21 protein-coding genes are annotated in these 19,109 nt (G+C 65.8%); 15 read left to right on the forward strand and 6 right to left on the reverse strand.

The window, feature by feature from the left end; translation table 11 throughout:
* Positions 1-44: 44 nt before the first annotated feature.
* The 9 genes from JF52_RS0112825 (at position 45) to lnt (ending at position 9,882) form a co-directional block, all read left to right on the forward strand.
* Complete coding sequence (locus JF52_RS0112825; protein ID WP_268746250.1) at positions 45-734, forward strand: HAD family hydrolase; 690 nt, start codon at positions 45-47, stop codon at positions 732-734.
* Positions 731-1,747 (forward strand): tRNA (adenine-N1)-methyltransferase, encoded by a 1,017-nt coding sequence (locus JF52_RS0112830; RefSeq protein ID WP_033107020.1) that lies wholly within the window; start codon positions 731-733, stop codon positions 1,745-1,747. Before JF52_RS0112825 ends, JF52_RS0112830 begins: the two co-directional genes overlap by 4 nt.
* Positions 1,748-1,757: 10 nt before the next feature.
* Positions 1,758-2,732 (forward strand): FKBP-type peptidyl-prolyl cis-trans isomerase, encoded by a 975-nt coding sequence (locus JF52_RS0112835; RefSeq protein WP_033107021.1) that lies wholly within the window; start codon positions 1,758-1,760, stop codon positions 2,730-2,732.
* A complete protein-coding gene (locus JF52_RS0112840; RefSeq protein WP_052167032.1) occupies positions 2,732-3,751 on the forward strand; it encodes a helix-turn-helix transcriptional regulator in 1,020 nt (339 codons plus the stop codon). Before JF52_RS0112835 ends, JF52_RS0112840 begins: the two co-directional genes overlap by 1 nt.
* Positions 3,751-4,722 carry a helix-turn-helix transcriptional regulator gene (locus tag JF52_RS0112845; RefSeq protein WP_033107022.1) on the forward strand — a complete coding sequence of 324 codons (972 nt, stop codon included), beginning with the start codon at positions 3,751-3,753 and terminating at the stop codon, positions 4,720-4,722. The genes JF52_RS0112840 and JF52_RS0112845 overlap by 1 nt, the downstream gene beginning before the upstream one ends.
* Positions 4,723-4,770: 48 nt before the next feature.
* Complete coding sequence (gene tatA / locus JF52_RS0112850) at positions 4,771-5,022, forward strand: Sec-independent protein translocase subunit TatA (protein ID WP_033107023.1); 252 nt, start codon at positions 4,771-4,773, stop codon at positions 5,020-5,022.
* Positions 5,023-5,084: 62 nt separating this feature from the next.
* On the forward strand, positions 5,085-5,846 hold the full coding sequence (tatC, locus tag JF52_RS0112855; protein ID WP_052167071.1) for a twin-arginine translocase subunit TatC: 762 nt from the start codon (positions 5,085-5,087) through the stop codon (positions 5,844-5,846).
* Positions 5,843-8,317, forward strand: coding sequence for a DEAD/DEAH box helicase (locus JF52_RS0112860; RefSeq protein WP_033107025.1), 2,475 nt, complete (start codon positions 5,843-5,845; stop codon positions 8,315-8,317). Before tatC ends, JF52_RS0112860 begins: the two co-directional genes overlap by 4 nt.
* Before the next feature lie 11 nt (positions 8,318-8,328).
* Positions 8,329-9,882: an apolipoprotein N-acyltransferase gene (gene lnt, locus JF52_RS0112865; protein WP_052167033.1), complete on the forward strand. Its 1,554-nt coding sequence runs from the start codon at positions 8,329-8,331 to the stop codon at positions 9,880-9,882.
* On the opposite strand, the gene JF52_RS0112870 is transcribed toward lnt, so the two are convergent.
* The 4 genes from JF52_RS0112870 to JF52_RS0112885 all read right to left on the reverse strand — a co-directional run bounded on the left by JF52_RS0112870 (position 9,879) and on the right by JF52_RS0112885 (position 12,626).
* Complete coding sequence (locus JF52_RS0112870) at positions 9,879-10,262, reverse strand: RNA polymerase-binding protein RbpA (protein ID WP_033107026.1); 384 nt, start codon at positions 10,260-10,262, stop codon at positions 9,879-9,881. The two genes, lnt and JF52_RS0112870, sit on opposite strands and share 4 nt — an antisense overlap.
* A 158-nt stretch (positions 10,263-10,420) precedes the next feature.
* A complete protein-coding gene (locus JF52_RS0112875; protein WP_033107027.1) occupies positions 10,421-11,215 on the reverse strand; it encodes a glycerophosphodiester phosphodiesterase family protein in 795 nt (264 codons plus the stop codon).
* Entirely contained in the window at positions 11,212-12,144 is a 933-nt protein-coding gene (locus tag JF52_RS0112880; RefSeq protein ID WP_033107028.1) for an SPFH domain-containing protein, read from the reverse strand. Before JF52_RS0112880 ends, JF52_RS0112875 begins: the two co-directional genes overlap by 4 nt.
* A gap of 8 nt (positions 12,145-12,152) precedes the next feature.
* Complete coding sequence (locus tag JF52_RS0112885; RefSeq protein ID WP_033107029.1) at positions 12,153-12,626, reverse strand: NfeD family protein; 474 nt, start codon at positions 12,624-12,626, stop codon at positions 12,153-12,155.
* A 120-nt stretch (positions 12,627-12,746) separates the two neighbouring features.
* Between JF52_RS0112885 and JF52_RS0112890 the strand changes: the two genes are divergently transcribed.
* Positions 12,747-13,511, forward strand: a complete 765-nt coding sequence (locus JF52_RS0112890; RefSeq protein ID WP_033107030.1) for an SDR family oxidoreductase — start codon at positions 12,747-12,749, stop codon at positions 13,509-13,511.
* 68 nt (positions 13,512-13,579) lie between these two features.
* Here the strand turns inward: JF52_RS0112890 and JF52_RS0112895 are convergent, their stop codons facing one another.
* Positions 13,580-14,182, reverse strand: coding sequence for an HdeD family acid-resistance protein (locus JF52_RS0112895; RefSeq protein WP_052167034.1), 603 nt, complete (start codon positions 14,180-14,182; stop codon positions 13,580-13,582).
* Positions 14,183-14,323: 141 nt separating this feature from the next.
* On the opposite strand from JF52_RS0112895, the gene JF52_RS0112900 reads away from it, so the two are divergent.
* The 5 genes from JF52_RS0112900 to JF52_RS17025 all read left to right on the forward strand — a co-directional run bounded on the left by JF52_RS0112900 (position 14,324) and on the right by JF52_RS17025 (position 18,483).
* Positions 14,324-14,731: a helix-turn-helix transcriptional regulator gene (locus JF52_RS0112900; protein WP_084595881.1), complete on the forward strand. Its 408-nt coding sequence runs from the start codon at positions 14,324-14,326 to the stop codon at positions 14,729-14,731.
* Positions 14,728-15,138: a VOC family protein gene (locus JF52_RS0112905; protein WP_033107032.1), complete on the forward strand. Its 411-nt coding sequence runs from the start codon at positions 14,728-14,730 to the stop codon at positions 15,136-15,138. Before JF52_RS0112900 ends, JF52_RS0112905 begins: the two co-directional genes overlap by 4 nt.
* A 45-nt stretch (positions 15,139-15,183) precedes the next feature.
* Positions 15,184-17,541 carry an ATP-binding cassette domain-containing protein gene (locus JF52_RS0112910; RefSeq protein ID WP_033107033.1) on the forward strand — a complete coding sequence of 786 codons (2,358 nt, stop codon included), beginning with the start codon at positions 15,184-15,186 and terminating at the stop codon, positions 17,539-17,541.
* Between the two features lie 253 nt (positions 17,542-17,794).
* Entirely contained in the window at positions 17,795-18,061 is a 267-nt protein-coding gene (locus JF52_RS0112915) for a type II toxin-antitoxin system Phd/YefM family antitoxin (protein ID WP_033107034.1), read from the forward strand.
* Positions 18,058-18,483, forward strand: a complete 426-nt coding sequence (locus JF52_RS17025) for a type II toxin-antitoxin system VapC family toxin (RefSeq protein ID WP_084595851.1) — start codon at positions 18,058-18,060, stop codon at positions 18,481-18,483. Before JF52_RS0112915 ends, JF52_RS17025 begins: the two co-directional genes overlap by 4 nt.
* A gap of 297 nt (positions 18,484-18,780) precedes the next feature.
* Here JF52_RS17025 and JF52_RS0112925 read toward each other — a convergent pair whose 3' ends face one another.
* Positions 18,781-19,101 (reverse strand): metal-sensitive transcriptional regulator, encoded by a 321-nt coding sequence (locus tag JF52_RS0112925; RefSeq protein WP_033107036.1) that lies wholly within the window; start codon positions 19,099-19,101, stop codon positions 18,781-18,783.
* Positions 19,102-19,109 lie beyond the last annotated feature (8 nt).

The raw sequence follows: 19,109 nt of genomic DNA on the forward strand, positions 1-19,109 counted from the left end.
TTCTGGGCGGCGGTATGGGACACCGGCCGGGCTAGCATGGAGAAGTGAGTCAAAAGCCCCGCGCGGTCCTCTGGGACATGGATGGAACACTGGTCGACACCGAGCCTTATTGGATGGCAGCGGAGACCGCGATGGTGCAATCCTTCGGCGGCACCTGGTCGCACGAGCAGGCGCTGCAGCTCGTGGGAAAGGGGCTGCTCGACAGCGCGATGCTGCTCAGGGCCGCCGGCGTCGACATGGAGCCCGAAGCGATCGTCGACCGGCTCACGGACGACGTGCGCACGGCCCTGGCGACGCAGGGTGTGCCCTTCCGCCCCGGCGCGAGAGAACTGCTCCGCGATCTTCATGCCCACGGCATCCGCACCGCTCTCGTGACGATGTCGCTGCGGCGGATGGCGCTCAGCGTCGTCGAGCTCATCGAGTTCGACGCGTTCGAGGAGGTCGTGGCCGGCGACGACGTCGAACAGCCGAAACCGCATCCGGAACCGTACCTGAAGGCGGCCGGCCTGCTCGACATCGACATCGCGGACGCAGTGGTGATCGAGGATTCCCCGACGGGCCTGCGCGCCGGTCTCGCATCGGGCGCCGTGACACTCGGCGTGCCGCACATGGTGCCTCTCGACGAGGTGGGCGCGCACGCGCTCTGGCCCACGCTCGAGGATCGCACGGCTCAGGACATCATCGAACTGTACGCCTCGTCGAAGGCCTCGCAGACAGCGGGAGCGCTGCGATGACGCTCTCATCCTCGCGTCAGAGCGGACCGTTCCGCGACGGCGACCGTGTGCAGCTCACCGGACCCAAGAACCGGCTCCACACTGTCACGCTCAGCGAAGGCGGCGAGCTGCACACTCATCACGGCGTGCTCAGGCACCGCGACCTGATCGGACTGCCAGACGGCTCGGTGGTCGCCAACAGCTCAGGGCACGAGTACCTCGCGCTTCGTCCTCTGCTGCGCGACTTCGCGATGTCGATGCCGCGCGGAGCCGCGATCGTGTACCCGAAGGATGCTGCGCAGATCGTGATGCAGGCCGACATCTTCCCCGGTGCGACCGTCGTCGAAGCGGGTGTCGGATCGGGCGCGCTTTCGCTCTCGCTGCTGCGCGCGGTGGGGCCGGCCGGCACTCTCGTCTCATTCGAGCGACGTGAGGACTTCGCAGAGGTCGCGAAGGCGAACGTCGAGACCTTCTTCGGAGAATCGCCCGACACCTGGCGCGTCGTGGTCGGTGATCTGCTCGAGGCTCTTCCGGTCGAGCTTCCCGCCGGCACCGTCGATCGAGTGGTTCTCGACATGCTCGCACCGTGGGAGGTCATGGACGTCGTCGCCGACGCACTGACCCCTGGCGGAGTAGTGCTCTGTTACGTGGCGACGGCCACCCAGCTCTCGCGCGTCGCGGAGTTCATCCGCGGCACCGGACTGTTCACCGACCCCGATGCCTCCGAGACGATGGTGCGGGGCTGGCACGTGGAGGGCCTCGCCGTGCGTCCCGATCATCGGATGGTCGCGCACACCGGATTCCTGCTCACCGCCCGTCGACTCGCACCCGGAACGATCGCCCCTGAGATCAAGCGGCGCGCGTCGAAGTCCAGCTACGGCGATCACGACGTCGAGCAATGGACGCCTGGGGCGGTCGGAGACCGTGAGATCACGGACAAGAATCTGCGAAAGCGGGTACGCGAGGCCACCAAGGCCGCAGACGGAGCGCGCCGTGCGTCGGCGTCGCGCGATTCCGAAGAGCGTTCGCAATAGACTGGAGAGCGTGCGTAAAACGTCTGCCGCTCTGGCCACACTCAGTCTCGCCCTCGTCGCCCTGACGGGGTGCGCCACTGCGCCCGCATTCAGCGGCGCCGCATGCGATCGTGATGCAGCGACGAGCGGGATCGACGACATCGCGACGATCACCGGGGATGTGGGCGAAACTCCGGATGTCGAGCTGTTCACTCCGGTCGGAGCGCAGAAGAGCTCGTTCAGTGACGTCGTCGTCGGCGACGGCCTGGCGCTCACGAGCCCGACGCAGAGTGCTGTGATCGAGTTCGCGCTCTACTCCGGCAAGACCGGTGAGTCAGTCGCTGGCACCGCATTCGACGAGGAGCAGGCTCAGCTCGTGAGCATCGACTACTGGGCTCAGCGGGTTCCCGCCTTCGGCAAGGCGCTGGAATGCGCGACCGAAGGCAGCCGCGTGCTGTCGGTCATCTCTCCCGAGGACTTCGGTGCCCAGAACCTGGCCGGATTCGGACTGGGCGAGGACGATCCGGTCGTCGCGGTGTTCGACGTCGTCAAGGTATTCCCGTCGAAGGCCCAGGGCGCCCCGCAGTACAACGACGCGTCCGGCATGCCGACCGTCGTTCGCGCGGCAGACGGACGCCCAGGGATCATCGTTCCCGGCAGCGCCGCACCCACCGATCTCGTCGTGCAGACCCTCATCAAGGGCGACGGTGAGAAGGTCGCAGACGACGACACCGTGCTCGTGAACTACACCGGCGTGACATGGGCTGACAAGGCAGTGTTCGACTCGTCGTGGGACGGCGGCGCGACGCCATTCGACCTCACCGCGCTGATCCCCGGCATGACGCAGGGCCTGGCAGGGCAGACCGTCGGGTCGCAGGTGCTCATCGTCGTTCCCCCTGAGCTCGGCTATGGCGAGGCGGGCAGCGGCGCCGTTCCCGCGAACTCCACGCTCGTCTTCGTCGTCGACATCCTCGGCACCGATCCGCCAGCGGCCCCCGCACAGTGATGGCCGCCCGGATCCCGCCCGAAGAGCGTCAGACGAATCTCGTCGTGGCGTTGATGGCCACGGAGATCGGGCTCACCAAGCAGCAGATCCTCGACAACATCTCGGGGTACCGGCAGCGGGCTGATGCCGGCACGCGCGCGGATGCGCTGGAGAAGATGTTCGAGAGGGACAAGGACGAGCTGCGCACGCTCGGTGTCCCGATCGAGACGATCGGCGACCCCGGCGATCCCAACGACCTCCGTGAGGCGAGGTATCGCATTCCGAAGGCCGAGTACGACCTGCCGGCGGACATCGAGTTCAGCGCGGCAGAGCTCGCGGTCCTCACCCTGGCGGGCAGCGTCTGGAGTGCGGAGTCCTCCTCGGCGGATGCGCAGGCAGGAGTGCGGAAGATCCGCGCTCTGGGTATCGACGGCGACGAGCCGATCATCGGCTTCGCGCCTCGCATCACGGTGCGCGACGCGAGCTTCGCGCCGCTGCAGAGTGCGATCGAGGACTGCCGCGTCGTGACCTTCGACTACCTCAAGCCGGGGGAGGAGGCGCCGCGTCGCAGGCGCGTCGAACCGCTCGCGCTGCTCGACTACGAGGCGCGCTGGCACGTCTACGGCATCGACCTCGATGCGGACGACGAGCGCACCTTCCTGCTCAGCCGGATCGTGGGCGATGTCACCGCGACGAAGCAGTCATTCGACGCCGGACTGCGGGAGGGCGCAGGCGAACGCGCGCTGGCGGGCCTCGAGGCCGTCGCAGCCCGCAACTCCGCACTGCTCGAGATCACTCCGGGGACCGAGGCCGCTCTGCGGCTCGGCCGGCGCGCGACCGCGCAGGTGCAGGGCTTCAGCGTGCCGTTCGTCGATGTGCACATCTTCGCCGATGAGCTCGCCTCGTACGGCCCGGAGGTGCGAGTGGTGGAGCCCGCCGTATTGAGAGACGCCGTGATCGCTCGCCTGGAAGCGACGATCGCTGCGCACACCGATGCCGTCGGCGTCGATGCGGTTCGTGCGGAACGAGGGGTGCGCTGATGGCGGACAAACCGAAACCCCTGCTCGCATCCGACCGTGTGCGCGCCTATCTCACGCTGGTGCCGTATCTGCTCGAGCGGGGCCAGGTCTCGCTCGCCGAGGCCTCCGACGAGTTCGGTGTCACGGTCGACGAGATGCGCAGCATGGTGGAGAAGCTCACAGTGATCGGGTTGCCTGGCGACGCGGGGTACTGGCAGCAACCGCATGAGATGTTCGACATCAACTGGGACCTCCTCGACGAAGAGGGCGTCATCGAGATCACGAACGACGTCGGACTCCGCCGAGTGCCGCGATTCACCGCCCGAGAGGCCGCCGCGCTGCTTGCCGGCCTTCAGGTCGTCGCCGCCGTGCCTGCCGTCTCGGATTCGGGTCTGGTCGCCGGGCTCCTCGCGAAGCTCTCACGGGCTTCGGCGAACACACCGGCGGAGGTCGTCATCGCTCCGGACACGGTCGACGCTGTGCGTGACGCCGTGTCGAGCGCGCTGAGTCGCGGAGTCGCGGTGTCGTTCCGCTATCAAGCGCCGGATGCTGCGGCCACGACCCGCACTGTCGACCCTGTGCAGGTGCTCATCACCGGCGGACAGTGGTATCTGCAGGGCTGGTGCCATCTTCGCCAGGCGATGCGCACCTTCCACCTGGATCGCGTCAGCGAGCCTGAACTCACCGACATCCCGATCACGCACGCGGACGAACTCCTCCCCGAAGCCTTCACCGAGATCGGCGACGACGATGAGGTCACGGTGCGACTTCCAGAGCGCCTGGTGCCTCTGCTCGGAGACTACGTGCGCGCAGACAATTCAGAAGTCCACGCCGGTGTCGTCACCGTGCGGATACCGATCGCGGATCCACGGAGCATCAAACGTGTCGCTGGTCGTTTCCAAGGGCGTCTCGAAGTCCAGCATCCCGACTTCGCTCGTGCGGCGACGAGGGACTGGGCAGCGGACGCGCTCGCGCTGTACCGTCACCCATAACGCTTCATCCGCAGGTAGACTGCTCGAAGACTTCGATCCCTGGAGGGAATCATGGCTGGATTGACCGGTTGGCATCTGCTCGTACTCGTGCTCGTCATCCTGTTGTTGTTCGGGGCAGCGAAGCTCCCGGCACTGGCGAAGAGCATGGGACAGTCGGCGCGACTGTTCAAAGGCGAGATGAAGGCGATGAAGGACGACGACGGCAAGACGGATCAGACCTCGGTCGACGTTGCGAAGTCGTCGCCGGCGGTGGATCAGAGCACAGCAGCGCCCCGCTCTGACAGCGGCACCACCACCTGACGATTGTGACCGCGATCGACAAGCAGTCGGCCGCGAGTGACAAGCCACGCAATGAACGCCGAATGTCGCTCGGCGGCCACCTCGTGGAGCTGCGCCGACGGTTGATGATCTCTGCGGCGGCGCTTCTCGTCGCCATGATCCTGGGGTTCTTCCTCTCCGACCCCGTGATCGCATTCATCACCGAGCCCGTGCGGAAGATCGCGGAGGCCAGGGGAGACGACCTCGTCGGTCTCACGTTCTCGTCCGTGACGTCGCCGTTCGATCTTCGGATGCGCATCGCCTTCTCGTTAGGCATCTTCGTCGCCGCCCCCGTGTGGCTGTGGCAGATCTGGGCGTTCATCATGCCCGGCCTCACCCGCAAGGAGGTCAAGTACACGATCGGATTCGTGGCATCCGCCGTGCCGCTCTTCTTCATCGGATGCTATGTCGGCGCGCTCGTGGTGCCGCATGTGATCGAGTTGATGGCGACATTCACCCCGGAAGGCGCGAACAACCTCTTCGAGGCGAAGCAGTTCTACGATTTCAGCCTCAAGCTGATGCTCGTGGTCGGGGTCTCGTTCGTGCTCCCGGTCTTCCTGGTCGCGCTGAACGTGGCCGGCGTCATGTCGGGGCGCGCGATCCTCAAAGGCTGGCGCGTCGCCATCCTCATCGCGACCGTCTTCGCCGCGCTCGCAACACCCGCCGCTGACGTCGTCAGCATGCTGATGCTCGCCGGCATCCTCGTCGTGCTCTTCTTCGCCGCCGCGGGTCTGTCCATGCTGTTCGATCGCCGTAAGAACAAACGGCAGAAGGCTGAAGGACTGCTCCCGGACGTCGGGGTATGACCTCGCCCGCCGAGCGGTACGCGGCCGCCCGCGATGCGGCATCCCACCCGGAGACTGCGGCCTTCGCGCTCAGGCAGAGCTTCGATCTCGATCCCTTCCAGATCGAGGGCTGTCATGCGCTCGAGCGGGGCCACAGCGTGCTCGTCGCGGCGCCGACGGGCGCGGGAAAGACCATCGTCGGAGAGTTCGCGATCCATCTCGCGATGCAGACGCCGAAGGACAAGGCCTTCTACACGACGCCGATGAAGGCGCTGTCGAATCAGAAGTTCCGCGAACTGGTCGAGGTGTACGGCGCCGACCAGGTGGGTCTGCTCACCGGCGACACGAACATCAACGGCAACGCCAGGATCGTCGTGATGACGACCGAGGTGCTGCGGAACATGATCTACGCGGACTCGGCCGCGCTGGCCGACCTGCGCTACGTGATCATGGACGAGGTGCACTACCTGGCCGATCGCTTCCGCGGTGCGGTCTGGGAAGAGGTAATCATCCATCTGCCCTCACAGGTGCGGCTGGTGTCGCTCAGTGCGACGGTCTCCAATGCCGAAGAGTTCGGCGACTGGCTCGACACGGTGCGCGGCGACACCGAGGTGATCGTCTCGGAGATCCGCCCGGTGCCCCTCGAGCAGCACGTGCTGGTGCGCGATGACCTGCTGCCGCTGTTCGACGATCGCGCCGGGGTCGCCACGGCGACCGTTAACCAGGAGCTCATGCGCATCCGCTCGTTCACCGGATCCCGCTACGACAGCAACAAACGGGCGCAGTCTTACAGCAGCGGCACGCACGCGGGCCGTCAGAGTCCCCGCCCGCAGCGAGGCGGACGTCGCCCGGTACGCGCGTCGAACGCGCAGCGGATCGAGCGGATGGATCGGCCGGAGGTGATCCGGCTGCTCGAGCGCACGAATCTGCTCCCCGCGATCTTCTTCATCTTCAGCCGCGTCGGCTGCGATGCCGCGGTCCAGCAGGTTCGCCGATCCGGGCTTCGTCTGACGACCGTCGAAGAGCGCGCCGAGATACGCGAACTCGTCGAGGAGCGCACGCGATCCCTGCAGGACGAGGATCTCGGTGTGCTCGGCTACTTCGAATGGGTCGAGAACCTCGAGCGGGGAATCGCCTCGCACCACGCCGGCCTGCTGCCCGCCTTCAAGGAGGTCGTGGAGGAGCTCTACCGCCGCAAGCTCGTCAAGGTCGTCTTCGCCACAGAGACGCTCGCGCTGGGCATCAACATGCCGGCCAGGACAGTCGTGCTCGAGAAGATGGAGAAGTTCAACGGCGAGGCGCGGGTCGCGATCACATCGGGGGAGTACACGCAGCTCACCGGTCGTGCGGGTCGTCGCGGGATCGACGTCGAAGGCCACGCTGTGGTGCAGTGGACCGAGGGGATGGATCCCCAGGCCGTCGCCGCTCTCGCGTCTCGGCGCACCTATCCGCTCAACTCCAGCTTCCGGCCCACCTACAACATGGCGGTCAACCTGATCGACATGTTCGGGCGTCCCCGTGCCCGCCAGATCCTCGAGTCGTCGTTCGCCCAGTTCCAGGCGGACCGCGCGGTCGTGGGTCTCGCCCGCCAGGTGCGTGAGGCGGAGGAATCGCTCGCCGGCTACGTCACCGCGATGCAGTGCGAACACGGCGACTTCCTCGAGTACGCCGGAATCCGTCGTGAGCTCAGCGACCTGGAGAAGAAGAACCGCCAGGACTCGCACGCACCGCGAGCAGCGCGCGACAAGCGCATGAAGCGCATCCAGTCCCTGCGCACGAAGATGCAGCGACACGGCTGCCACGGATGCCCCGACCGCGAAGCCCATGCCCGCTGGTCGGAGCGCTACTGGAAGCTCAAGCGTCAGACAGACCGCACCCGCGCGCAGATCGAGACCCGCACCGGCACGGTCGCACGTGTCTTCGACCGCGTCGTCGAGGTTCTCGCGAGCCTGGATTACGTCACTGGCACTGGCGACGAGACCGTCCTCACCGAGGCCGGTCGCACGATGCGCCGCATCTACGGCGAACGCGACCTGTTGGTCGCCGAATCGCTGCGCCAGGGGCTCTGGAAGGGCCTGGACGCGCCCTCGCTCGCCGCCATGGCGTGCTGCCTGGTGTACGAGCCACGAAGGGACGAGGCGAACTCGGGGGAGCGCGGGCTGCCGCGAGGGGCATTCCGAGGCGCCTTCGAGAAGACGTCGGCGCTGTGGTCGGAGCTCGACGACCTCGAGCAGGATCATCATCTGCCGGGCTCGGAGCCCCTCGCAGCCGGACTCTCCGGCGCCATGCACGCGTGGGCGCGCGGCGCTCTGCTCGATCGCGTGCTGGTGGACGCCGACATGGCCGCCGGCGATTTCGTGCGCTGGGCGAAGCAGACGATCGATCTGCTCGATCAGCTTTCGATCGTCGCCGAGGACGCCGACGTCGCCCGTACAGCCCGTCAGGCACTGGACGGCGTGCGGCGCGGCATCGTCTCCTACTCGTCGATGTGAGTACGCGCCGGATGCCAACGCCCTCAGCCGAACGAACACGTCGGCCCCGCCCCGTCCTGCAGCGCCCTCTGCTGCCGCTGTGGCTCGCGGTGCTGGCCGCCGCGGCGTCAGGGTTCCTCATGAATCTGGCGTACCCGGGGGCGAGCGTCTGGCCGTTCGCCTTCGTCGGGGTCGCCCTGCTGCTGCTCGCGCTCATCGGCCGCCGGGCAGGGGGAGCACTGCTGGTCGGGCTGATCTACGGCGCCGTGTTCTTCTTCCTCCTCGTGTCGTGGACGTCGCGATACCTGGGCGTCATCCCGTGGGCGGCACTCGCGTCGCTGGAGGCAGTCATCACCGCCGTCGCAGTGATCCCGATCGCGCTGGCCTACAGGTGGCTTCCCCGCGCCTTTCCCGGGCCAGTGGGGCGCCTCGTGGGCCTTCCCGCGGCCATCGGAGCACTGTGGGTGGGTCGCGAGCTCCTGTTGGGCTCCTGGCCGTATACCGGCTTTCCATGGGCGCGGCTCGGGATGACACAGTCGGAGAGCCCACTGGCGACCCTGTCCTCATGGGTCGGCGTCAGCGGTCTGAGCTTCCTGATCGTGTTCGCAGTGGCGATGCTGGTGGAATCCGTGCGCATGCGTCTGTGGCGTTGCCCCGTCGCACTCCTCGTGCCGGCCGCTCTCGTGCTGGTGATGATCATCACCCCTGCGTTCCCGACGACCGCAGTCGGCACGATGCGAATCGGAGCGGTGCAGGGCAACGGGCCCACCGGGTACTTCGATGAACGCGAGCCGTACTCGGTGATCCAGGCGCAGACAGCGGCCACCGAACCGCTGTTCGGCGAGGAGATGGACCTGCTGGTGTGGCCGGAGGGCGGACTGGACTACGACCCGTTCCAGGATCCTGGGTTGGCACGTCGGATGACGCTGATCGCCAACCGCGTCGAGGCGCCGCTGCTGGCGAACGCGGCGACCGGCCGGGGGGACGAGAACTTCAACACGTCGATGCTCTGGACCCAGGACGGCACCGCCGAGCAGACGCATGACAAGCGCTTCCCCGTGCCGTTCGGCGAGTACGTGCCCGACCGGGACTTCTACTACGCGATCGTGCCCGATCTCATCGGCCTGATCGGTCGCGAATACACGCATGGCACCAACCCGCCGCTCGTCGATGTCGACGGCACACCGGTGGGGCTGGCGATCTGCTTCGATGTGATCTACGACGAAGTCATCCGCGAAGGCATCCAAGGCGGGGCCCAGGTGCTGGTGTTCCAGACGAACAATGCGGACTTCCGCGGCACTGACGAGAACCTCCAGCAACTCGCCTTCGCACGTATGCGCGCCATCGAGACCGGTCGCAGTGTCGTGAACATCTCCACGGTCGGACGCAGCCAGATGATCAGCCCAAGCGGGACGACCACGGCGTCCCTGGACGCAGATGAGGCCGGCGCGCTGCTCGAGGATGTCGAGCTTCGCACCGGCCTCACAGCTGGTGTCGTCCTCGGCCCCTGGGTGCAGCAGTTGCTGCTGTGGGGCGGACTGGGTGCGCTCCTGTTCGGGTGGTGGCGCGCGCGTCGTCGGCTCTAGGCGCCGATCTTCTCGCGGGTCGGGTCCTCACCTGCGCCACGGCGGGCACGGATGAATGCGAGGCGCTCCTCGAGGAGCTCTTCGAGCTCGGCGCGCGAGCGGCGCTCGAGCAGCATGTCCCAGTGGGTGCGCGCGACCTTCTCGTCGGTGGCGTCAGGGGTGATGGTCTTGCCATCGACGCGAAGCACGGCCTCGGCGCCGCAGGAGCGGCATTCCCAGGTCTGGGGCGGCTCGGCGTCGGCCGAGAACATCAGCGTGGTCACGTGATCACACGTGTCGCACTTGTACGTGGTTTCGCGGCGTTCCATGAAAACGACGCCCTCTTCGCTCTGTAGGCTCTGGGCGCCGAGTCGGATGCCGCGCAGGCTGCGATCTGCCATTTTGTGGTCCTCTCGTCGTTGTCAGGTATAGCGCTCCAGCCTGTGCGCCTGCTCAACGCAGGCGTGTTCTCCGTCGGATTCACAGCCGAGTCCCAGCCCGTCGTGCAGATGCATCCGGGAGGTCGCGCAGGCGCTTCAGGACCGGTCGTGCGCATTCATCAGGAAAGGGCGCGCAGCGCCACCTCGGCGCGGTCCGTGACGACCGCGTCCACGCCCTGACCGATCAGTCGGCGCATGTCCTCGGAGTCGTTCACCGTCCACACGTGCACTTCGACTCCGTGGCGGTGCGCCGCTCGAAGGAGCGAGCGCGTGACCACGCGGATCGGGCCGTATCGCTCGGGGACCTGGAGTGCATCCATGTCGCGCAGCGCGCGCGCACAGGGAAGGCGCAGCGCACTGAGCAGCCTCACCTTCATCATGCTCGCTCTGCCCGCCGACGTCGCAGGGCGCATCTCCGCGCCTGCGGCCAGGACGGCATCGACGGCACGCCGGCGGCGGGCGTCTGAAAAGCTCGTCAGAAGAACCCGATGGGCGTGAGGTGCGATCAGCGCACCCAGGGGAGTGGTCGCGGCATCCGTCTTCACGTCGATGTTGAAGCGCGTCTCCGGGAACATCTCGAGCATCTCCCCGACTGTGAGCAGGCCGCCGTGCGGTGCGAGCAACTCTGCGAGTTCGCCAGTTCGCACCTGTGCGACGGAGCGGTCATCCGACAGCAATCGGGTCAACGTCTCGTCGTGGAACAGCACGACGTCACCGTCGGCCGTGACCCGGCAGTCGGTCTCGATGTACTCCGCACCGGCGGCGTGCGCGGCGGCGAATGCGGCGGCGGTGTTCTCCCACACGGCGTTCGACGGCGAGGCGCCGACCGGCGCGTTCTCGCCCGTTGCAGGCAGGAGACCACGGTGGGCGAGGACTCGGGGATGCCGTGCCTTGAGGAAGTACGGGTGCGTCACGCGCCGGGAGTGCCCGCAGGCGGCTGACCGGTGCTGGGGCGCGGAGTGAACGCGCTGCCGATGCCCTTAAGCGCCTCGGTGAGCTCGCTCGGGATGAGCCAGAGCTTGCTGGACTCGCTGTCTGCGATCTTCGGCAGCATCTGCAGGTACTGGTACGCGAGGAGCTTGTCATCCGGCGCGCCCTGATGGATGGAGGCGAAGACGTTCTGGATCGCCTCGGCTTCACCCTGTGCGCGCAGGACAGCAGCCTGCTTGTCACCCTCGGCGCGAAGGATCTCTGCCTGACGAGCACCCTCGGCCTCGAGGATCGCCGACTGCTTGGTGCCCTCCGCCGTCAGGATCGCGGCGCGGCGGTCGCGCTCGGCGCGCATCTGCTTCTCCATCGAGTCCTGGATCGACAGGGGCGGGTCGATGGCCTTGAGCTCGACGCGTCCGACGCGGATACCCCACTTGCCGGTGGCCTCATCGAGCACCACGCGCAACTGGCCGTTGATGTTGTCACGGCTGGTGAGCGCCTCTTCGAGATTGAGCCCGCCGACCACGTTGCGCAGAGTCGTGGTGGTGAGCTGTTCGACGGCACCGAGGTAGTTCGCGATCTCGTAGGTCGCGGCGCGGGCGTCGGTGACCTGGAAGTACACGACCGTGTCGATCGAGACCACGAGGTTGTCTTCGGTGATCACCGGCTGCGGCGGGAAGGACACGACCTGCTCGCGCATGTCGATGAGCGGCCGGAGGCGGTCGATGAACGGCACCAGGATGTTGAGGCCCGGCATGAGGGTCTTGTGATAGCGGCCGAGGCGCTCGACCACGCCGGCCGTGGCCTGCGGGATGATGCGGATGGAGCGCGCGACTGTCACCACCACGAAGATGATCACGGCGATCGCGAGGATCCAGCCGATCGCTGTGGGGATGAACGAGGAGTCGTTCACGGTTTCTCCTAGTCGTTGACGGGACGGACGATGGCGGTCGCGCCGTTGATCGCGGTGATCGCGACCGGTGCTCCCTGAGGAATGGGGACGGCGGTTTCGGCGCGAGCAGTCCAGGTGTCGCCGTTGCTGACCTTGACCTGTCCTGAGACCCGCGTGATGTCGGCCAGCGCTGTTCCGCGCAGCCCGATCAGCGCATCGACGTTGGACTTCGTCGGATCCTCACCGCGGTGCAGGCGCCTGAGCAGAGGCGGACGGATGACGAGGATGAACAGCGCTGCCGCGACCGCGGCGACGATGAGCTGCGCCCATACCGGCAGCCCGAACAATCCGGTGACGAGACCGACCGCGCTGCCGAGCGCGAGCATCAGGAAGGTGAAATCGAGGGTCAGCATCTCGATCACGAGGAACACGGCGATCAGCACGAGCCAGCCGATCCACGCCCATTCGGTGACCAGTTCGATGAAGACGGATACGTCGTCCATTGGCCCTCCTTTGCCGTCAACCTACCACGGCGCGACGACATGATTCGGGCGCGGAAAGGGCATTGGTAGGGTGAAGGAGCCGCGCGGTTCGCGGCGTTCCCCGCATCATTAGGAGTCATCGTGACCGACGTTCTGCCCGCAGGTTCTCTCGCCGGAAAGGTCGCCCTGGTCACCGGCTCGTCGCGCGGCATCGGTGCCGACACCGTCCGATACTTCGCCGAGGCCGGCGCGGACGTCGTGGTCAACTTCCGCAACAAGGCTCCGCGCGCCGAGAAGCTTGCGACGCAACTGCGTGAGCTCGGAGGTCGGGCTCTCGTCGTCGGGGCCGACCTCACCGATCCGGCATCCGTCGCCGAGATGTTCGACCAGGTGCGCGCGGAGTACGGGCGGCTCGACGTGCTCGTACTCAACGCCTCCGGCGGCATGGAGTCCGGGATGGCCGAGGACTACGCGCTCACGCTGAATCGCGATGCGCAGCTGAGCGTGCTCCACGCAGCGCTGCCGCTGCTCGGCGAGGGATCGCGCGTCGTCTTCGTGACGAGCCACCAGGCGCACTTCATCCGCACCACGCCGACCATGCCCGAATACGAGCCGGTCGCCAGGTCGAAGCGGGCGGGTGAGGATGCTCTGCGCGAGTTGATCCCGATGCTCGAGGAGAAGGGGATCGGATTCACGGTCGTCTCCGGCGACATGATCGAAGGCACGATCACTGCGACTCTGCTCGAGCGTGCGAATCCTGGCGCGATCGCAGAGCGCCGCGGCTCAGCGGGCAAGCTCTACAACGTCTCGGAGTTCGCCGCCGAGGTGGCACTCGCCGCCGTCGAGCCGGTCCCTGACGACAACACCCGTCTGGTCGGCGACACGAGCGGGTTCGGCGACCAATAGCATCCGCACAATGTGAACGGCCCCGTCCTGCATCGCGCAGGACGGGGCCGTTTCGACGTCCGGCGGCTCTACTCGGCCGGAGCCGCATTCGCCGTGAACTCCGCAGTGGCCGCCTTCTCATCACGCCCGAGCGTGATGGCCCGGACGATCTGGATGATGCCGAGCACGACGAGCGTGATGCCGAGGATCCACCAGAGCGCGACAACGGCGAGCAGCGGGGAGAAGATCACGATGATGCCGGCGATGATGCTGAGGATCGCGTAGATGATCGTCCAGACCCTCGAGCCGTCCTTGTTGAGCAGCGTGAGCGAGACGATGCCGTCGACGATCCAGCTGATGCCGATGAAGATCACGGTGATGAACGCCAACGTGGCCGTGACGGCCGCGAGGTTCGTGAACGCGATGATGCCTGCAGCGATGTAGAGCACACCGAGCACGATGTGACCGACTCGCGCCCAGCCGCCCTTCTGGCCTGAGAAGATCCCGAGTCCGACGTAGACGATGCCGGCGAGGATCAGGTATGCCGCGATGATCCCGGTCACCAGCACAGCCGTCTTCAACGGCCAGACGAGGAGGACGATTCCGGCGATCAGTGCGATGGCTCCGAAGACGGCGAGGGTGATGCGGATCGACTTGAACAGCGACTTCGCTTCGGAGAGCGTTCCAGACATGGGGGACAGCCTTTCTGAGAAGGTCCTGTGAGGATTCGCCCAGCGTAGCGCGCACGGCGATTGAAATGTCGCCGGTCCGTGGGAGTATGAAATGTGGTGACACAGACTGTCGATCAAGATCGATTGCGCGAACTGGTGGCCATGCGCCATGTTCGCGATCGCATCGATCGTGAATATGCGAGTCCTCTCGATGTCGAGGCACTCGCGCGTGGCGTGCACATGTCGGCGGGGCACTTGAGCAGACAGTTCAAGGCGACCTACGGCGAAGCGCCGTACTCGTATCTGATGACTCGAAGGGTGGAACGCGCGATGGCGCTTCTACGGCGCGGCGATCTCAGCGTGACGGAGGTGTGCTTCGAGGTCGGATCGTCATCGCTCGGCACGTTCAGTACACGTTTCACCGAACTCGTCGGTGTGCCGCCGAGTGTGTATCGCGAACGCGCGGCCGATGTCTCCGGCATCCCGAACTTCCAGATCAAGCACGTCACGAGACCGATCAGGAATCAAGAAGCGCCGCGCACCGACGCCAACCTAACCTGGGCATCATGAACATCACCATCCACTACGCGTTCCTTCCTCATACAGATGCCGACGCGGCCCTCGGCTTCTATCGCGATGCGCTCGGATTCGAACTGCGCAAAGACGTCGGCTACGACGGCATGCGCTGGCTGACCGTCGGTCCTGTCGGCCAGCCGCAGACGTCGATCGTCCTGCATCCGCCCGCAACCGATCCGGGTCTCAGCGACGACGAGCGACGCACGATCCTGGAACTCATCGCGAAAGGCAGCTACGGGGCGCTCACGTTGGCGAGCGATGACCTCGACGCACTGTTCGACCAACTCGTCTCCCGCCGCGCCGACATCGTGCAGGAGCCGATGGATCAGCCGTACGGTGAGCGCGACTGCGCCGTGCGCGACCCCGCCGGCAACCTGCTCCGTATCAACCAGGCCGCCTGACGCGTCGCTCACCCGCAGTCCTGACCCACTCGCAGAAAGAACACGATGGCCGACGTTTCGCACACAGCCGACTCCCACGACCTGATCCGCGTACAGGGCGCACGAGAGAACAATCTCAAAGACATCAGCGTCGATATCCCGAAGCGGCGGCTCACGGTATTCACCGGGGTGTCCGGTTCCGGCAAGAGTTCGCTGGTGTTCGACACCATCGCCGCAGAGTCAAGACGCATGATCGATGAGACCTACAGCGCTTTCGTGCAGGGATTCATGCCCTCGGTTCCGCGACCGGATGTCGATGTACTCGAGGGCCTCACGACCTCGATCATCGTCGATCAGGAGCGCCTCGGAGCGAACCCGCGGTCCACAGTCGGCACCGTCACCGATGCGAACGCGATGCTGCGCATCCTGTTCAGCAAGCTCGGGCAGCCGTACATCGGCGGGCCGACGGCGTTCTCTTTCAACATCCCCACCCAGAAGGCCAGTGGCGTGATGACCGGGCCGGGCGGTGAGAAGAAGATCGTGAAGGATGCCATCTACCTCGGTGGCATGTGCCCGAGGTGTGAGGGCAGGGGAGCGGTCTCCGACCTCGATCTCGCGCAGATCGTGGACGAGTCGAAGTCGCTGGATGAGGGCGCCATCATGGTGCCCGGGTACACCGCCGACGGGTGGATGGTGAAGGGGTTCTCGCAATCGGGTTTGTACCCTGCGGACAAACCGATCGCGGACTTCACCGAGAAGCAGCGTCATCTCTTCCTCTACGGCGAGGTCACCAAGGTGAAGATCTCGGGCATCAACATGACCTACGAGGGCCTCATCCCGAAGATCACCAAGGCGATGCTCTCGAAGGACATCGAGGCACTGCAGCCGCACATCCGTGCGTTCGTCGAGCGGGTCGCGACCTTCGCGACGTGTCCCGAGTGCGACGGCACGCGCCTCACCGAGGGTGCACGGTCATCGAAGATAGCCGGAGTGAGCATCGCGGATGCGTGCCGGATGCAGGTCACCGACCTCGCCGGATGGGTGCGCGGACTTGATCTGCCGGAGGCCGGGCCGCTGTTGACGGCGCTCAGCGCGAATCTCGAGGCGTTCGTCACTCTCGGTCTCGGATATCTGAGCCTTGATCGTCCGTCCGGCACGCTGTCCGGGGGAGAGGCGCAGCGCATCAAGATGCTGCGTCACCTCGGCTCATCACTCACCGATGTCACGTACGTGTTCGACGAGCCGACGATCGGTCTTCACCCGCACGACATCCAGCGCATGAACACGCTGCTGCTGCAGTTGCGCGACAAGGGCAACACCGTGCTGGTCGTCGAGCACAAGCCGGAGACGATCGCGATCGCCGACCGTGTCGTCGATCTCGGACCGGGCGCCGGCTCCGCCGGGGGAGAGGTCTGCTTCGAAGGAACTCTCGACGGTCTGCGTGCGAGTGGCACGCTCACCGGGGCTCACCTCGACGACCGTGCGTCCCTGAAGTCGAGCGTGCGCGCGAAGAACGGCGCGATCGAAGTGCGCGGCGCCGACGAGAACAATCTGCAGGACGTGGATGTCGACATCCCGACCGGCGTGCTGACGGTGATCACGGGTGTGGCCGGTTCCGGCAAGAGCTCACTGATCCACGGGTCCGTGTCTGGTCGCGAGGGTGTGGTGGTGATCGATCAGGGCGCGATCAAGGGATCTCGCCGCAGTAATCCTGCGACTTACACCGGAATGCTCGAACCGATCCGCAAGGCGTTCGCGAAGGCGAACGGTGTGAAGCCGGCTCTGTTCAGCGCGAACTCCGAGGGTGCGTGCCCGTCGTGCAAGGGCTCAGGCGTCATCGTCACCCAACTCGGTTTCATGGACACCATTGAGACGCCGTGCGAGGACTGCGGAGGCAAGCGCTTCCAGGCCGGCGTGCTCGAGTACAAGTTGGCCGGCAAGGACATCACCGAGGTGCTGGATCTGCCGGTCTCCGAAGCGCGGCAGTTCTTCTCTGATGGTGAAGCGAAGATTCCTGCGGTCGGTGCGATCCTCGGACGGCTCGAGGATGTCGGACTCGGGTACCTGTCGCTCGGTCAGCCGCTGTCGACGCTGTCGGGTGGAGAACGCCAGCGTGTGAAATTGGCGATCCAGATGGGGGAGAAAGGCGATGTCTACGTGCTCGACGAGCCGACCACGGGCCTGCACCTCGCCGACGTCGACAAGATCCTCGGGCTGCTCGATCGCCTTGTGGATGCCGGCAAGACGGTCATCGTGATCGAACATCATCAGGCTGTGATGACACACGCCGACTGGATCATCGACATCGGCCCCGGCGCCGGTCACGACGGCGGACGCGTGGTGTTCGAGGGCGTGCCTTCCGATCTCGTCGCCGCGAAGTCGACGCTGACAGGGGAGCACCTCGCGCAGTACGTCTGGGCGTGAACTGGGAACAACTGGGTGAGTGCGATGACGCGGTCACGCTCGGCTGAGAGATCCTGGCGTCGGGGGTCGGCGAGGAAGCCGTCGAGTGCACTCTCACTGGGGAAGCGGTAAAGCTGTACTTCGTGCGCGTGTCCATCGGACCCGTCGCTCACGACGCGCTGGATGATCTCGGCCTCGTGAGCGACGAGCAGTGAAATGACGTGGAATGTGGCTATACTGGAGATTATTAAGCGCCACAAATACGGGAGCGGCCATGAACGTCGGAGTCAGAGAACTGAGGGATGGCCTCAGTCGCTATCTCGCTGACGTGCGTGGCGGCGACGAGATCACCGTTACCGATCACGGCAGGCCCGTCGCGCGGCTCGTACCCATTGATCAGGGGAGCCCGCTGGAGCGGTTGATCGCCGAGGGGCGGGTAACACCCCCGACGAACACGTCGGGACGCAGAAAGCTACCAGAGCCGATCAAGTTGCGTCCGGGCGTCACGATCAGCGATCTGGTCATCGAGCAACGTCGGTGATCTTGTATGTCGATGCATCGGCAGTCGTCCCGCTCGTTTTCGACGAACCGACATCCACTCGATGTCGTCACCTGTGGGACAGCGCCAGTGCGTTTGTTTCAGCCCGAGCGACGTATGTCGAGGTCGCGGCGGCGATAGCCTCGGCGGTTCGTGCGTCACGGATAGATCAGACCGAAGCCGACGAGGCACGAGTCTTGCTCGACATCCTGTGGAGCGATGTCAGTGTTGTGGAGTTGGACGAACTGTTGATGCTCAGCGCTGCGGATTGTGCGCGAGAGTTCCGACTTCGTGGGTACGACGCCGTACATTGCGCCAGTGCGATCAGTGCTGCTGGCGTTGACGCCGTATCGGCCAGCGGCGATCGCGCCTTGCTGCGAGCTTGGCTGGAGGCGGGTCTCACTGTGGCGGATGTTGCTGAATGAGCTCGAATCGGAAACGCCGATAATGCACATTATGTCAGCTCGAAGCTGACATGTTCGCATTGGATGCACTCTCCCGCTCTGATCTGCGCGGTCCACCGACACGATCGTTTCCGGCGCGCGAGCGCGCAGTGGCTCTGATCGGCTGCCGGAGTAGTGGTTTCGCGGTGCCTGGACGCATGCGAGGACTCGAATGCCGTCGTCATCATGCAGGCCGACACAGCCGGCGCGAGTACATGCGCACGAGGAATCGAGCTGCTTGCGCTTCACCGGTCCGGGCACTTTCGAATCTGCCGCGAGTCAGCGAACGAGGCGGGCGATCGCCTGAGACGCTTCCCGGACCTTCTCTTCGGCGATGTCGCTGCTGGCGCGAGCTGCATCTGCCACACAGTGGCGCAGGTGGTCTTCGAGGAGCCCGACGGCTACGCTCTGCAAGGCGCTGGTCAGTGCGGAGATCTGAGTGAGGATGTCAATGCAGTACTTCTCGTCCTCGACCATGCGGTGGATGCCGCGTGATTGTCCTTCGATGCGTTTGAGGCGAGCAAGGTAGCGGGCTTTGTCCGTGATGTACTCGTGCTCTGCGTGGTTGCAGGATGTTGTGGGGACGGTGGTATCAGTCATCTGGATCT

The organism is Microbacterium profundi, from assembly GCF_000763375.1.
In the GTDB taxonomy this organism is placed as follows: Bacteria; Actinomycetota; Actinomycetes; order Actinomycetales; family Microbacteriaceae; genus Microbacterium; species Microbacterium profundi.

Excerpts from the sequence above, each read along its gene's own strand:
- JF52_RS0112830 (WP_033107020.1), top strand. The coding sequence starts at position 731 with ATGACGCTCTCATCCTCGCGTCAGAGCGGACCGTTCCGCGACGGCGAC.
- JF52_RS0112840 (WP_052167032.1), top strand. The coding sequence starts at position 2,732 with ATGGCCGCCCGGATCCCGCCCGAAGAGCGTCAGACGAATCTCGTCGTG.
- JF52_RS0112845 (WP_033107022.1), top strand. The coding sequence starts at position 3,751 with ATGGCGGACAAACCGAAACCCCTGCTCGCATCCGACCGTGTGCGCGCC.
- tatC (WP_052167071.1), top strand. The coding sequence starts at position 5,085 with ATGTCGCTCGGCGGCCACCTCGTGGAGCTGCGCCGACGGTTGATGATC.
- JF52_RS0112860 (WP_033107025.1), top strand. The coding sequence starts at position 5,843 with ATGACCTCGCCCGCCGAGCGGTACGCGGCCGCCCGCGATGCGGCATCC.
- lnt (WP_052167033.1), top strand. The coding sequence starts at position 8,329 with ATGCCAACGCCCTCAGCCGAACGAACACGTCGGCCCCGCCCCGTCCTG.
- JF52_RS0112870 (WP_033107026.1), bottom strand. The coding sequence starts at position 10,262 with ATGGCAGATCGCAGCCTGCGCGGCATCCGACTCGGCGCCCAGAGCCTA.
- JF52_RS0112885 (WP_033107029.1), bottom strand. The coding sequence starts at position 12,626 with ATGGACGACGTATCCGTCTTCATCGAACTGGTCACCGAATGGGCGTGG.
- JF52_RS0112895 (WP_052167034.1), bottom strand. The coding sequence starts at position 14,182 with ATGTCTGGAACGCTCTCCGAAGCGAAGTCGCTGTTCAAGTCGATCCGC.
- JF52_RS0112900 (WP_084595881.1), top strand. The coding sequence starts at position 14,324 with ATGCGCCATGTTCGCGATCGCATCGATCGTGAATATGCGAGTCCTCTC.
- JF52_RS0112905 (WP_033107032.1), top strand. The coding sequence starts at position 14,728 with ATGAACATCACCATCCACTACGCGTTCCTTCCTCATACAGATGCCGAC.
- JF52_RS0112910 (WP_033107033.1), top strand. The coding sequence starts at position 15,184 with ATGGCCGACGTTTCGCACACAGCCGACTCCCACGACCTGATCCGCGTA.
- JF52_RS0112915 (WP_033107034.1), top strand. The coding sequence starts at position 17,795 with ATGAACGTCGGAGTCAGAGAACTGAGGGATGGCCTCAGTCGCTATCTC.
- JF52_RS0112925 (WP_033107036.1), bottom strand. The coding sequence starts at position 19,101 with ATGACTGATACCACCGTCCCCACAACATCCTGCAACCACGCAGAGCAC.